Below are 13,912 nucleotides of genomic sequence, written 5' to 3'. Positions count from 1 at the left end.
CTCCGCCGATCTGTGCCAGCGTCAGGTGCGGGGCGCGATCGGGCATCGACTTTCCGTCATTCCGGACCCGTATATCGGGGTCCCCCGGCCGCCCTGCCAACCGCCTCCGGCATGTGCCAACACCGCCCCCAGCTGTGCTGACGCACCATCAGGCGTCAATAAAATAAGACAACATCGGGTGGTTGTTCCGCTGTTCGGGGGATGCGTCGGGCTAGGCGCGTCCCGCGAAACGCGGAGCCGCGCGCCCTTGCCCGGATGGTGGAACGCAGACACGGCGAGCTTAAACCTCGCTGGCCTTCGGGCCGTGCCGGTTCGAGTCCGGCTCCGGGCACTCATGCAGCTTCCGGCTTCCCGCGCGTCGGGTCGTCGGACCCTTGCACCCCTCCCATCGACCGGTGAAGATCCTCCCTAGGCATTACGCCGGTTTCTTTGCGTGCCCATTACCCTTGACGACAAGGCCGCGCACGGTGGCCATGGAGGAGTGAGATGAGGAGCAGCAACCCGGTCTTCTCGCGACGGGGGTTCAGCCGCGACAACGGCTACGCCGGTTTCAACACCGCGCAGCAGCCGCAGGCCGGGGGCAACCCGTACGCGCAGGCGCCCACGAACCCGTACGCGACGAACCCGTACGCGCAGCAGGACACGCAGCAGGGCGCCCCGCAGGCGCCGGCCCGGTCCGGTGTGATGACGATCGACGACGTGGTCACGCGCACCGCGATCACGCTCGGCACGGTCGTCGCCGGTGCGGTCGTGGCGTGGCTGGCGCTGCCGGTCGACGCGGCGAACATCAGCAAGTCGTACGGCATCGCGGTCGGCGCCGCGCTGATCGCGTTCGTCCTCGCCATGGTCCAGTCCTTCAAGCGCAAGCCGACGCCGGCGCTGATCCTCGGGTACGCCGCCTTCGAGGGCGTCTTCCTCGGTGTGATCAGCTCGGCCGTCACGACGCATGTGTCGGCGGGCGCGGTCCCGCAGGCGGTGCTCGGCACCATGGCGGTCTTCGCCGGAGTGCTCATCGCGTACAAGACCCGGCTGATCCGGGTCAACCGCCGCTTCACCGGCTTCGTCATGGCCGCGGCGATCGGCTTCATGCTGCTGATGCTGGTCAACCTGCTGTTCTCGGCGATCGGCGGCGGTGACGGCCTCGGCTTCCGCAGCGGTGGCCTCGGCATCCTCTTCGGGATCATCGGCATCATCCTCGGCGCGTGCTTCCTGGCGATCGACTTCAAGCAGGTCGAGGACGGGATCACGTACGGGGCCCCGCGCGAGGAGTCCTGGCTGGCGGCCTTCGGTCTCACCATGACCCTGGTGTGGATCTACCTGGAGGCGCTGCGGCTGATCTCCATCCTGCAGGGCAACGACTGACCCGGGCGCCACTGAACGCCACGAGGGGCTCCGCCCGGCCATCGCGCCGGGCGGAGCCCCTCGCCGTTGCGCGAGCGGGGTGGGGCATCAGGGGCCGAAGGTGAACCAGTTCACGTTGACGAAGTCCGCGGGCTGACCGCTCGTGAACGTCAGATACACGTCATGCGTACCGGTCACCCCGCCCATATTCGCCGGCACCGTACGCCAGCTCTGCCAACCACCCGTGTTGGCCACGGCGAAGCTGCCTATGGGCGCGCTGTCGGGGCTGTCGAGGCGGACCTCCACCAGACCGCTGACCCCGCCCGCCGCCCCGCTGGCCACCCTCGCGGAGAACTGTCTGGCCGGCGTCGTACCGAAGTTCACGCCCTTGTAGAGCGCCCAGTCGCCACTCGCGGCCGAGCCGAGGTCCTGGCCGCCGCCGCTGTCGGTGGTGGTCTCCTTCGTCAGGCCGGACTGCTGGTCGTACGACTCGGCCTGGATGGTGCCGTACGCGTCACGGTTTCCCGTCGGCGGAGTGGTGGGCGGGGTGGTGGTGCCGGAGCCCGCGGACCGCAGGACGGTGACGTAGTCGACGACCAGGGGGTGGCCCGGCTGGGTGCCCGCGTCGGGGCCGCCGCCGAACGCGTCGGGGAAGCCGCCGCCCATGGCGACGTTCAGGATGACGAAGTAGCCGTGGTTCGTTGCGTTCGCCCAGGTCGTCGCGTCGACCTGGTTCTGGTTCACGGTGTGGAAGTCGACGCCGTCCAGGGAGAAGCGCATCTGCTCGCTGGGGCCCGAGCGGTCCCATTCGACGGCGTACGTGTGGAAGCCGCCCTGGCAGGTCGTACCGGCGCAGGCCTTCTGGCCGCCGATGCCGGTGGTCTCGTTGCAGGGGCCGCCGGGGCTGGTGCCGCAGTGCATGGTGGACCAGTCGTTGTTGAGGCCCTGGACGTTCTCCATGACGTCGAGCTCGCCGATGCCGGGCCAGTTCCACCAGTTGCCGCGGAAGGGCGCGCCCAGGGCCCAGAACGCCGGCCAGTAGCCCTTGGCGGCGGCGCCCGTCACGTTCGGCATCTGCAGGCGCGCCTCGATGCGGAGCTTGCCGCCGGCCGGGGGCTGGAAGTCGGAGCGCTTGGTCTCGATGCGGCCCGAGGTCCAGTTGCCCGCGGCGTCGCGCTGCGGGGTGATGCGCAGGTTCCCGGCGCCGTCGAGCGAGACGTTGCTGGTGGACGAGGTCATCGTCTCGACCTCGCCGGTGCCGAAGTGGGCGGGGCCGCCGGGATAGCTGGTGCCGGTCGTGTACTGCCAGTTCGCGGTGTCCACGCCGGATCCGGCCGGGCCGTTGAAGTCGTCGGTGAACACCGTGGACCAGCCCGCCGGGGGCGGTGGGGCGGAGGCGCCGGCGGGCTGGGCGACGAGGGCGGCGGAGGCCGCGGCGAGGCCGAGTGCGGAGAGTACGGCGATCACGGCTCGCCTGGCCGGGTTGCGTCTGTGGGGCGTCGGGCGCATGTGGGGGTGCCTCTCTCGGAAAGAGAGCGCTCTGAGAGCGCTCTCAGCGACGGGCTGCGCGGTCACTGTGCTCCCCGTCGTCCGGAGCGTCAAGAGGTAAAGCGGTGAAACCCCTTGTGGCGATGGGGAGTTCACCTACTGAAGGCGTGCCAGGGCGTACCAGGTGGCGTGCGCATCCGGGCAGCACTTCGCCCCGCCGACCGGTCGTCGGCGGGGCGAAGGGGCGGTGCGCTTCCCTTCGGGAAGCCTTGCGGCGGAGCATTTCCTCCCGGAGCTAGAGCAGGCGGCGCGCGGCCCGCCTCAGGTCGTACTCATGGATGATCGCCTTGGCGTGCCCATAGGCGAGATCGTGCTCGCTCCGGAGCCAGCTGACCTTCTCCTCGAAACGGAAGAGGGAGGGGCCTTCCTCGACGGTGCGGAGCCAGTCGGACACTTCACGACCGGTGCAATGGGGGATGCGGGAAAGCAGGTTGCGATGGGTCTCTTCGGAGAAGACTTGGGACATCGGCGCCTCCGGAGGCATTGCGCGTACTGGTCCTTCACTGCACCGTGCCTCAGGGTTCGCGTATTGGCAACAGTGCGGGGGAGGCGCGTAGGGTCGCGGCGTGCTCGATGTGAACCCGTTGATCTTGGCCGTGGACCGCTTCGCCGACCGGCTGCGTGCCGCTCCCGAAAGCCGGCTGCGGCGCGGGGCGGCGGCCGAAGGGCTCGCGCTGGCCCGGGAGTTGGCCGTCCGCGCGCAGCGCGTCGAGGACCCCGAGGGCGAGCCGCGGATCATGCCGGACGCCGGGATGTTCGCGGTCGCGGACCAAGTCCTGCTCGCCGGAAGGGACTTGGCGCAGGCGCTCCACACGGCGAAGACCCCGCCCGGCGGGGAGCCGGACGGGGCCGTGAAGCTGGTGGAAGCCGCGGAGGAGCGGGCCTTCGGGTAGGTCCTGGGCCTCGCCCAGGTGGGTCAGAGTGAGGCGATGACCCGGTCCGCGAGGATGTAGACGCTCTCCTCGCCGCACGAGAAGGTCAGCGCGTACGCGCCGGACACGCCGGAGCCGCCGAGCAGCACCGGGGCGTCGCCGTCGCGCAGGGCGTCCGCGAGGCGCTCCGCGGTCTCGCGGTGGCCCGGGGTCATGCAGAGCGTGGTGCCGTCGGCGAAGACGTACACGTCGAGCGTGCCGAGCGGGCCGGGGCGTACGTCCGCGAGCGCGGTACGGGACTCGGCGAGCTCCTCCAGGCGGGAGACCGTGGCCTCGTGGTCGGCGACGACCGGCGTCTGGACCGGCACGAAGTCGGGGTGCGAGGGGTGGCGGCGGCGGGCCGCGGCCAGCTCGGGGGAGTCCTCGGGGAACTCCTCCGCCGTCTCCAGGGCCTCGGCCATCTCCAGCGCCTCGGCCTCCAGGCCCGCGAAGTCCGCCTGGCGGGGCAGGAAGAACCCGGCGTCCTCGCCGAGGCCCGCGAGCCCGCCGAGCATCGGGGAGGGCGCGTCGGCGGCGTCCCTGGCCTCCTGGGCGGCCCAGAAGGCGCGCGCCTCGGCCAGCTCGCGCTCCCGCTCCTCGGCGAGGGCCTCGGCGACGGCGGCACGTATTTCCGCGGCCGGGGTCGCGCTGGAGCGGGCCTGCTGGGGCAGGGAGACGCTCTGGTCGGCGCGGTGTTCGGCACGGGCGGCTGCCAGGTCTTCGCGCAGAGCCACGACCTGCTTGCGCAGCCCGTGGGCAGCGTGCAGGGCAGCGGCGCCCACGGCCGTGGCAGCGGCCGTGGTCAGCAGCAGGGCAAGAGGCATGGCGCTCACTGACTTACTCCCGGATTCAAACGATTCCCCGACTTCCTACATCAGCTTGTCGTGAGCCCGCTCCCGGTGTCAGTGCATTACGTCACGAAATGGACAGGTCTTTTGGCCTGGGGTTTAGGGCTGTAGCTGCGCTGACCTGGGAAAATACTCTTCCCTCAGGAGATACGTCACATCCTGGGGGAGATTCGGTCACGGTTAGGACGCGGAACGATTGGCTGTGAGCGACCTGTGGGACGCCGGAGCGCAGGTCAGGGGGCCGAGGGTCGCGCTGCGCGTTCAACCTGTGGCGGCTGGGGCGTCAACACTGCGTCGACCAGGGGTCAACGCAGCGCTCCGGCCGCCCGGGACCTCTTTTGGTCCAGGTCCCGGGCGACGCTTCGGTTGGGGTTCTAGCTGAGGCGCTCGATGACCATGGCCATGCCCTGGCCGCCGCCGACGCACATGGTCTCCAGGCCGAACTGCTTGTCGTGGAACTGGAGGCTGTTGATCAGCGTTCCGGTGATGCGGGCGCCGGTCATGCCGAAGGGGTGGCCGACCGCGATGGCGCCGCCGTTGACGTTCAGCTTGTCCAGCGGGATGCCCAGGTCCTGGTAGGACGGGATCACCTGGGCGGCGAAGGCCTCGTTGATCTCGAAGAGGTCGATGTCGTCGACCGTGAGCCCGGCGCGCTTCAGTGCCTGGCGGGACGCCTCGACCGGGCCGAGGCCCATGATCTCGGGCGACAGGCCCGTGACGCCGGTCGAGACGATGCGGGCCAGCGGGGTCAGGCCGAGCTCGCGCGCCTTGGTGTCGCTCATGATCACGAGGGCGGCGGCGCCGTCGTTCAGCGGGCAGCAGTTGCCGGCGGTGACGAGTCCGTCCGGACGGAAGACGGGCTTGAGGCCCGCGACGCCCTCGACGGTGACGCCCGCGCGAGGGCCGTCGTCCTTGCTGACCACGGTGCCGTCCGGCGTCGTCACCGGGGTGATCTCGCGCTCCCAGAAGCCGTTCTTGATGGCTTCCTCGGCGAGGTTCTGCGACCGCACGCCGAACTCGTCCATCTCCTGGCGGGAAATGCCCTTGAGCCGGGCGAGGTTCTCGGCGGTCTGGCCCATGGCGATGTACGCGTCCGGGACCAGGCCGTCCTCGCGCGGGTCGTGCCAGGACGCGCCCTCGGACTGCGCGACGGCGGCGGTGCGCGCCTCGGCGTCGGCGAAGAACGGGTTGTGGGTGTCGGGGAGCCCGTCGCTGCTGCCCTTGACGGACCGGGACACCATCTCGACGCCGGCCGAGATGAACACGTCGCCCTCGCCCGCCTTGATGGCGTGCAGGGCCATGCGGGAGGTCTGGAGCGAGGACGAGCAGTACCGGGTGATCGTGCAGCCGGGGAGGTGGTCCATGCCCATCTGCACGGAGACGATGCGGCCCAGGTTGTGGCCCTGCTCGCCGCCGGGGAGGCCGCAGCCGAGCATCAGGTCGTCGATGTCGCGGGGGTCAAGGCCGGGCACCTTGGCGAGGGCGGCCTGGATGATCGTGGCCGTGAGGTCGTCCGGACGGAGGTCCTTGAGCGAGCCCTTGAAGGCGCGGCCGATGGGGGAGCGGGCGGTCGAGACGATCACGGCTTCGGGCATCACGGCTCCAGGGGATGGGAAGGCAGGACTCCCTGGGAAGTTACCCGCACGTAGTGGATTGGTCATCCGGGGCGGCGTGTGATGCGGGACTCTTTTCTAAGCGGTTGCTCAGGGGCGCTCAGCAGTTGCTCGGCGGTTTGCTCAGTGGCCGCCCGGTGGAGTTCTCGGCGGGCTGCTCGGTGACGGGCCGGCACGTCGCCCAGGACCCCGGGGCACCCCGGGGCCGCCCCCGTCAGGGCCTGGTCAGCGCCTCGTGTGCGAGCCGTTGCGGGCCGGCTCCACCGGGGTCGGCAGCCGGCGTCGGCGCCGGTGCTTGAGCAGGGCCCAGGGCGCCCGGGCCGCCGTGACCTCGGTGCCCGCCTGGGCCGCCGCGGCCGAGGCCGCCTTCGCCACCGGCAGGATGTCCTCGTCGCGCGAGGCGTCGGGGTGGTCGGACTCCGGCCACAGGCCGAGCGAGGCGCACAGCGTGGGCAGCACCGCCATCGCCGCGGTCGCGTACCCCTCGGCCGAGGGATGGTAGTTGTCGGGCCCGAACAGCTCCCGGGGGTTCGCCTCGAACTCCGGGCCGAGCAGATGCCCGAGCGACACCGTGCGGCCGCCCTGCTCCACCACCACGATCGTCTGCGCCGCGGCGAGCTGGCGCGACACCCGGCGGGCCAGCCAGCGCAGCGGCTGGTAGACGGGCTCGATGGTGCCGAGGTCGGGGCAGGTCCCGACGACCACTTCGGCCCCTGCGGTACGCAGTCGGCGCACGGCGGTGGACAGGTAGCGCACCGACGTCGTGGGCGCCATCCGGGTGGTGACGTCGTTCGCGCCGATCATGATCACGCAGACGTCGGGGAGGTGGGCGGGGTCGGCGAGCAGCAGGGACACCTGGCGTTCGAGGTCGTCCGAGCGGGCCCCGGGCAGCGCCACGTTCCGCAGCGTCACCATGCGCTCGGCTACCGCCGCGAGTCCCGAGGCGAGCAGCGCGGCCGGGGTCTGGCCCGCTCTGCGCACGCCCTGGCCGGCCGCCGTGGAGTCGCCCAGCATGCCGAGCCTGATCGGCTGCGTACCGTTGGCGAAGGCCGTTCCGTACAGCCCGTCCGCGTTCGGGGCCTGCGGGGAGCCGACGCCCACCGAGCGTTTCGCGAGCGCCACCTCGGCCAGGACGACGCCGACCGCGGCCCCGGCGAGCAGCCCGATGCCGCCGCCGCCGAACGCCGCGCCCGTCGCGATCCGCCGTGCCACCCTGGCCCTCGACAGAGTCCCCGCCACCGCCACCTCCCGGAAGCTCGCAGTCGTACAACAGCTAACTGCCCGGTAGCGGGTGTCGCTCAATCCCGTGCAAAGGTGAACACCCCGTCGTGGTCCGCATACGCTGGCGGTACCTAATCGGAGACCCGGAGACAACGGTGCGATTCCACGACTCGATGATCAGCCTCGTAGGCAACACCCCGCTGGTGAGGCTCAACAGTGTGACCCAGGGCATTCAGGCGACAGTCCTGGCCAAGGTCGAGTACTTCAACCCGGGCGGCTCGGTGAAGGACCGGATCGCCGTCCGCATGATCGAGGCGGCCGAGCAGTCCGGCGCGCTCAAGCCCGGCGGCACGATCGTGGAGCCGACCAGCGGCAACACGGGCGTGGGCCTGGCCATCGTGGCCCAGCAGAAGGGCTACAAGTGCATTTTCGTCTGCCCTGACAAGGTCTCCACGGACAAGATCAACGTGCTGCGGGCGTACGGCGCCGAAGTCGTGGTCTGCCCCACGGCGGTCGACCCGGAGCACCCGGACTCGTACTACAACGTCTCGGACCGCCTGGTGCGCGAGACGCCGGGTGCCTGGAAGCCGGACCAGTACAGCAACCCGAACAACCCCCGTTCGCACTACGAGACCACCGGTCCCGAGCTGTGGGAGCAGACCGAGGGGAAGATCACCCACTTCGTCGCGGGCGTCGGCACCGGCGGCACCATCTCCGGCACCGGCCGCTACCTCAAGGAGGCCAGCGACGGCAGGGTGAGGATCGTCGGCGCGGACCCGGAGGGCTCCGTCTACAGCGGCGGCTCCGGGCGTCCGTACCTGGTGGAGGGCGTCGGCGAGGACTTCTGGCCGACCGCCTACGACCAGGACGTCACCGACGAGATCGTCGCCGTGTCCGACAAGGACTCCTTCCAGATGACCCGGCGCCTGGCCAAGGAGGAGGGCCTCCTGGTCGGCGGCTCCTGCGGCATGGCCGTCGTGGCCGCGCTCAAGGTCGCCGAGGGCCTCGGCCCCGACGACGTGGTGGTCGTGCTCCTCCCGGACTCGGGCCGCGGCTACCTGTCGAAGATCTTCAACGACGAGTGGATGGCCGACTACGGCTTCCTGGAGGAGGCCGGTCCCTCGGCGCGCGTCTCCGACGTGCTCGGCTTCAAGGAGGCCGGCCACCTGCCCTCGCTGGTGCACATGCACCCCGAGGAGACGGTCGGCGAGGCCATCGAGGTGCTCCGCGAGTACGGCGTCTCGCAGATGCCCATCGTGAAGCCGGGCGCGGGTCACCCCGACGTGATGGCCGCCGAGGTCATCGGCTCGGTCGTCGAACGCGAGCTGCTCGACGCCCTGTTCACCCAGCGCGCCTCCCTCGGCGACGCGCTGGAGAAGCACATGAGCGCGCCGCTGCCGCAGGTCGGCTCGGGCGAGCCGGTCGGCGACCTGATGTCCGTGCTCGGCAAGGCGGACGCGGCGATCGTGATCGTCGAGGGCAAGCCGACCGGTGTGGTCAGCCGCCAGGACCTGCTGGCCTTCCTGGCCCGCACCCCGCAGTAGTCCGGAGGCTTCCCCGGCTTCCGCAACCCCCCTACGGGGAGCGGGAGTCGGCGAAGCAGCCGAAGTCGCGCAACTGGTACGAGCGCGACATGTGCGCGCAGCACCCGCTTAACACGGCTCGTGCACAGTGGTGGATGTCGGCAGGGGAACCCGGGCAGGGGGCCCCGGCCGACGCCACCAGCGGCGTCGAGGGACCTCCGGAGCGGCTCCCGGACTTCCAAGGACGCCCAGGACGCGGAGACCGGCCCTGACCCGGGACCGTGTCCCTCGCGGGGACCGCCGTCGTCCCGCCCTCCGGGCAACCGGGGGTGCGGCGGTCCCCGCGATCACCCTTTTCCGGGGCCGGCCGAGCCCAACACGGGGGTCCCGTACGGGAGTTGCGGCGCAGAAGTCCTGGCGGTCCCGACGACCCCGGCGAGCCGGTGCTTCCGCGCGGAAGCCATGGCTCAGCCGTCTCGGTGTTCTCGTACGGAAGCCACGCCTCAGCCCGTCGCAGACACGGGCTCTCAGCGCTCCCGTACCGAAGTCATGCCTCAGTCGTCCTCGCGGGGCCGCCGTATGCGCTGCCACGGCCAGAGGTGTGCCGCGTGTACGGCGTTCACGGCGACGATGCCGAGCCATGTGGTGAGCAACCCGGAGTAACCGGCGTTCACCGCGCCGATCGCGGAGAGCGGTACCGCGAGGATCAGCGAGACCATGGCGAAGCCGAAGCGCTCGCCGAAGTTGCTCTCCGGACCGCCGCGGTCCGGGCGGCCGCCGCGGGCCACGACCATCTGCTGCTCCGCCAACTGCCGCCGCACCCGCCGGTCCACCGAGCCGTCGACCCGCTGCTCGACCTTCTCCAGGAAGGAGTCGACGAGCGCGGACTCGTACTCGGGGCCGAGGTCCCTGCGGGCGTGCAGGGTGGCGTCGAGTTCCTTCTTGAGCTCGGTGTCCTTCAGGAGGCTGGGCCTGGGCTCGGTGTCACGGGCATCCATGCACTTCACGGTACGGACCCGAAGCCGTTTCCACACGGGGGGTACCCCCCGTATTTCTTCCTCGTGCCAGCACGAAGAAGAGCGCCGCCGAGACGTTCTTGCCCGCCGGCGCCACCGCCGTGCCGGCCGGCATGATGCCGCCGATGCGGAGGGCGCGGGCGCGCGGCCCGATCAGTACGTGGCGCGGGTGCCGGTCGTGCGGGGCGGGTAGCGCGAGCAGTCCGCGTCCTGGTCAATCAGATCCGCGGCACTCGACCCAGATCGGGAGTTCGGCGAGACCGTTCATGACCGCAGTGTCGTGGAAACGCAGCTCTGACGGCTCCATGGTCAGGCCGAAACCCGTTGTTCCCGAGAGAATCGCGCGCAGGGCCTGCGCCGCGATCAGGCGCGTGACGGGAATTCCCAGGCATGAATGCCGCCCGCGGCCGAACGTCAGATGCTCGAAATCCTGACCGCGAGTGGGGTCGAACCTGTGAGCATCGGGAAGTGCCGAGGTGTCCCTGTTGCAGGCGTCCACCCCGATGATGAGCAAAGTACCTGCGGGAACCGCGTACTTGCCTATCACCGATGGCTCTTTCGTCATCCGATAGATTCCCCGCCCGATCGGGCTCGCGTACCGCTGTACCTCATGGATGAGGCCAGGCAGCAGCGTCTCGTCATCGCGTACGAGACTCTGAGTCCTCGGATCTTGCGCCAGGCAGAGGATTCCGTTCGTAATCAGTGCCGCCAACACCTCGACACCCGACAGCGCGAGCAGTCGAGTGTTCGCCGCGACCTGTCGATCGTGGAGAGAGGGCAGTTCCGCCATCAGGTCCGACACGAGGTCATCGGCGGGGTGGGCACGCCTGTCGCGCACCCAGTCGACGAGTGTGCCGTCGAGTTCGCGCACCGGGCATCCCTGGTAAACCGCGGTCCTCAGGGCCGAGACGAGGTTTGCGTCAAGTCCGAGCAATCGCGACATGACACTGTTGGCGATGGGCTCGCCGATCGACGCGACCGCGTCGAACCTCTCCAGGGTGAGAGCGTTGTCGATCGTGTGTTGGACATCCTGAATCAGCTGTTCCGATACATCGCGCACGCGAGTGTCGATGACCCGCCGAAGTGCGCGCCGCACGCGACGATGCTCTTCCCCGTCGGTTTGGTTGACCGAGAAGACCATCTCGGACACCGAATCCGGATGCGAATCGGCCGGCTCGTCGAAAACGCTCGCCATGAGTTCGCCGGCACTGCCGTAGGTGTCGACGTCGGACAGGATGCGGGTGGCTTCGCGGTGATCGTTGACAAGCAGCCCCACTCCTGCCGATCCCATACGCATCGGAACGACGGCAGCGGCGGGATCCGCCGACCCTCGCGACATGGTCCGCTCATCGAGTGTCTTGCGGAAGAGAATGTTGCCTTCAGACACACCAGACTCCTTGCCTTACGGCAATACCCACACAGTGATCGCCGGATCGAAAGACGAGATCGTGCAATCCAAGAGCGTGCAGACTGGCTGCCTCTACCGGGGTGATCGTGTGCCCCCAACGGCTTTCGTCGAGAACGGCTGCCGCCGGTTCCGAGCGGTCGACATCGACGCGGCGACGCTCCCCGTAGCGTGTGTCCTCAACGGCCAGGAACGTCGGGCCGCGCCGAAGGACAAGGGATTCTCCCTGCCGCGCCGACCACGCGAAGGTGCCGTCCGACTGCCGTGGCGGGTCGAGGTGGCGAAGGCACCCGACATCGAGGCCGCCACATTCGCCGCTCCACGAAACCCGCAAACCAACGCCGCGCGCGTCGCGGAGCAGCGCGATCAAGGAGACGAGTTCGCGATCGCCCATCTCCGACATGGCGAAGTGCCCGACCAGTCGAACCCCGGCGTATCCCGACCGGGTCAGGGCGACGAGATTCTCCCTGCTCCGCATCGAGTGGAGATGGACTGGCGCGAAGAGCCTTCGCCGGTTCGACCGCCGCTCTGCTGTCTGCTTTGTCACCAGCGCAATCCTGTCGCGAGCGCCAAATAGGTGGAATCCTCGTGAAAAATGATTCCGAGCTCCTTCCAATTCTCGACGAGCTCTTCGAGCCGACCTTCCGGCACTGAAATCCCGAGTGAGCACATCGTGGAAGCGAGTGCGGGAAGCGTTTTGCCCTTGGCCAGTGCACGGTAGGCCTCGGCTTCGAGACCTGGTTGCAGCACCACCTCGCGGGAGGGCCAGGCGGGCCGGTCATCGACGACGACGAGCGAGTCGTCCGGCGCCGGCAGGGCGACCAGCCGGGACATCGATCCGTTGGCCTTCCAGTTCGCGACCGCTTCGCGCAACATCTCAAGCGTCTCAGGCGATATGCCGGCGGGCTCGGACTCGAATACGTAGACGAAGTCGTCGAGGGAGTCCACCACTCCCTCGTAAGCGCTCACCAGGTTGCGCGAGGGACCGAGAGCCTGGAGACCGAGTTCCGGATCGTCGAAGTAGGGGCTGAAGCGTTCCAGTTTGATCGGGAACACCCCGGCGGGCGGTGTCAGATGGTGGAGGGACGGCAGCGAGTCGATCAATGCCGTGTATTCGTGGTCATGCTCCCCGGGGAAACCCACGAGGATGTTCCACGAGGGATAGATCCTGCAGGTGGCACAGTCTCGTAGGAATCGCACGTTCTGCCATCCGGTCACCCCCTTGCGCATGATGCGCAGGATGCGTGTGCAGAGGCTCTCGATGCCTGGTTGTAGTTGTGTGAAACCGGCGCGCGCAAGGGATTCGAGTTGAGTGAAATTGAGGTTCGACTTCACCTCGGCGAACAGCCGGACGTCCCATTCGGCGGGCAGTGCCATATCCGTGGTCAGTCGAACGACATGGTCGGGCGCCAAGATGTTGTCAGAGAACACCAGGTCAAGCACATTGTGCCGAAGGACAGCCCGGCTGGCCTCCGCTTGCACGCGCTCGGCGGACTTTGCGCGATGTGCCATGGCCGACCCGTTCAAGCCGCAAAATGTACAGTGGTGCTTCGCACCCCACCAGCATCCGCGGCTGGCCTCCAGAGGAATCTTCACGTCTACGAGTTGACCGGCCGGAGACTTCCGCAAATCGCGGAAATAGTGATCGTAGACGGGCTCCGGAACCGCGTTCATGGAGACGGGTGTCGGTCCGATGGGGTTGCTTACCGAGGCTCCGTCGATGTCGGATCGCCAGCACAGGCCAGGCACGGCGCGCAGCAGTTCGTCATGCCTGTCCTTGTCACCGCTACGGAATCCTGCGATGTGGGCGATGAGTGGCGCGATCGAGCGCTCCGCCTCGCCCCGGATCACGTAGTCGAACTCCGTGCGAGCGCGGTGGACTGCCGTACCTTGAACGCCGTCGCAGTTCGCCCCGCCGAGAATCGTGACCATGCTCGGGCACAACTCCTTGACGCGGTGCGCGAGCGCGAACGAGGCGATGTTCTGATCGAATGTCGTCGTCAATCCCAGGACATCGGCACCTGACGCTACGAGATCTCGGGCCAACTCGTCGATGAAGGCGGGCGCCGCGCGGAACATCGCGCAATAGGCATCAACGTGCTCACTGTCGCTCACGAGGTCATAGAAACTCGTGTGGCGTGGGTCGATACCGGGACGGAAACAGCTGGAGAAGACCCATTCACCGACCCCGAACACCTCGGCATCGACGATCAGTTCGTAGTGTTCACGTTGGAGGCCCGCCTCCCGGATCAAGAAGTCGAGCCACTGGATATTGGCATAGACGACGTCGAGCTTCTCGACTTCTCCGCGCTGCTCGAACAGCGGGGCGATCGTGCTCAGCGCCAGTGAGGGCATGTCGACCACGGCCCAGGGCATGCAGACCAACGCAACCGAAAGGACATCCTCGTGCACGACCGGCGGGCTTGGATCCAGCACCGGTCGGTTGTGCCCGATCTGCATCAATTCCACTTCGGCTCCTCTTCGTT

Annotated in this window: 12 protein-coding genes and 1 tRNA gene; 4 read left to right on the top strand and 9 right to left on the bottom strand. The window is 68.8% G+C overall.

Features of this window, described 5'->3' with window-relative positions; all coding sequences use genetic code 11:
- Positions 1-249: 249 nt before the first annotated feature.
- Both ACWC2B_RS17460 and ACWC2B_RS17455 read left to right on the top strand, forming a co-directional pair.
- Positions 250-331: transfer RNA gene (locus tag ACWC2B_RS17460), tRNA-Leu, on the top strand.
- 155 nt (positions 332-486) lie between these two features.
- A complete protein-coding gene (locus tag ACWC2B_RS17455; RefSeq protein ID WP_450717336.1) occupies positions 487-1,362 on the top strand; it encodes a Bax inhibitor-1/YccA family protein in 876 nt (291 codons plus the stop codon).
- Positions 1,363-1,449: 87 nt separating this feature from the next.
- Here the strand turns inward: ACWC2B_RS17455 and ACWC2B_RS17450 are convergent, their stop codons facing one another.
- Both ACWC2B_RS17450 and ACWC2B_RS17445 read right to left on the bottom strand, forming a co-directional pair.
- The gene (locus ACWC2B_RS17450; protein WP_450717334.1) at positions 1,450-2,850 is read right to left on the bottom strand and encodes a glycoside hydrolase family 16 protein; all 1,401 of its coding nucleotides are present in this window, start codon (positions 2,848-2,850) and stop codon (positions 1,450-1,452) included.
- 274 nt (positions 2,851-3,124) lie between these two features.
- Entirely contained in the window at positions 3,125-3,355 is a 231-nt protein-coding gene (locus tag ACWC2B_RS17445; protein WP_053725101.1) for a DUF4287 domain-containing protein, read from the bottom strand.
- A gap of 100 nt (positions 3,356-3,455) precedes the next feature.
- Here ACWC2B_RS17445 and ACWC2B_RS17440 point away from each other — a divergent pair, with 100 nt between their 5' ends.
- Positions 3,456-3,782: a hypothetical protein gene (locus ACWC2B_RS17440; protein ID WP_450717332.1), complete on the top strand. Its 327-nt coding sequence runs from the start codon at positions 3,456-3,458 to the stop codon at positions 3,780-3,782.
- Between the two features lie 23 nt (positions 3,783-3,805).
- On the opposite strand, the gene ACWC2B_RS17435 is transcribed toward ACWC2B_RS17440, so the two are convergent.
- From ACWC2B_RS17435 to ACWC2B_RS17425, 3 genes are all read right to left on the bottom strand, one after another.
- Positions 3,806-4,624 carry a hypothetical protein gene (locus ACWC2B_RS17435; protein WP_450717582.1) on the bottom strand — a complete coding sequence of 273 codons (819 nt, stop codon included), beginning with the start codon at positions 4,622-4,624 and terminating at the stop codon, positions 3,806-3,808.
- A 398-nt stretch (positions 4,625-5,022) separates the two neighbouring features.
- On the bottom strand, positions 5,023-6,243 hold the full coding sequence (locus ACWC2B_RS17430; RefSeq protein ID WP_450717330.1) for an acetyl-CoA C-acetyltransferase: 1,221 nt from the start codon (positions 6,241-6,243) through the stop codon (positions 5,023-5,025).
- Between the two features lie 243 nt (positions 6,244-6,486).
- Complete coding sequence (locus ACWC2B_RS17425; protein ID WP_450717580.1) at positions 6,487-7,473, bottom strand: SGNH/GDSL hydrolase family protein; 987 nt, start codon at positions 7,471-7,473, stop codon at positions 6,487-6,489.
- 164 nt (positions 7,474-7,637) lie between these two features.
- Between ACWC2B_RS17425 and ACWC2B_RS17420 the strand changes: the two genes are divergently transcribed.
- Complete coding sequence (locus ACWC2B_RS17420; RefSeq protein WP_450717328.1) at positions 7,638-9,026, top strand: cystathionine beta-synthase; 1,389 nt, start codon at positions 7,638-7,640, stop codon at positions 9,024-9,026.
- A 533-nt stretch (positions 9,027-9,559) separates the two neighbouring features.
- Here the strand turns inward: ACWC2B_RS17420 and ACWC2B_RS17415 are convergent.
- The 4 genes from ACWC2B_RS17415 to ACWC2B_RS17400 form a co-directional block, all read right to left on the bottom strand.
- Positions 9,560-10,003, bottom strand: coding sequence for a hypothetical protein (locus tag ACWC2B_RS17415; RefSeq protein ID WP_450717326.1), 444 nt, complete (start codon positions 10,001-10,003; stop codon positions 9,560-9,562).
- Positions 10,004-10,235: 232 nt separating this feature from the next.
- Positions 10,236-11,408 (bottom strand): cytochrome P450, encoded by a 1,173-nt coding sequence (locus ACWC2B_RS17410; protein WP_450717324.1) that lies wholly within the window; start codon positions 11,406-11,408, stop codon positions 10,236-10,238.
- Positions 11,401-11,820, bottom strand: coding sequence for a DUF5825 family protein (locus tag ACWC2B_RS17405; protein ID WP_450717578.1), 420 nt, complete (start codon positions 11,818-11,820; stop codon positions 11,401-11,403). Before ACWC2B_RS17405 ends, ACWC2B_RS17410 begins: the two co-directional genes overlap by 8 nt.
- A 149-nt stretch (positions 11,821-11,969) precedes the next feature.
- Positions 11,970-13,886, bottom strand: a complete 1,917-nt coding sequence (locus tag ACWC2B_RS17400; protein WP_450717576.1) for a RiPP maturation radical SAM C-methyltransferase — start codon at positions 13,884-13,886, stop codon at positions 11,970-11,972.
- Positions 13,887-13,912: the final 26 nt, after the last annotated feature.

The sequence above is a fragment of the Streptomyces sp. NPDC001415 genome, from assembly GCF_053597395.1.
This window is presented reverse-complemented; position numbering and strand designations above follow the sequence as displayed.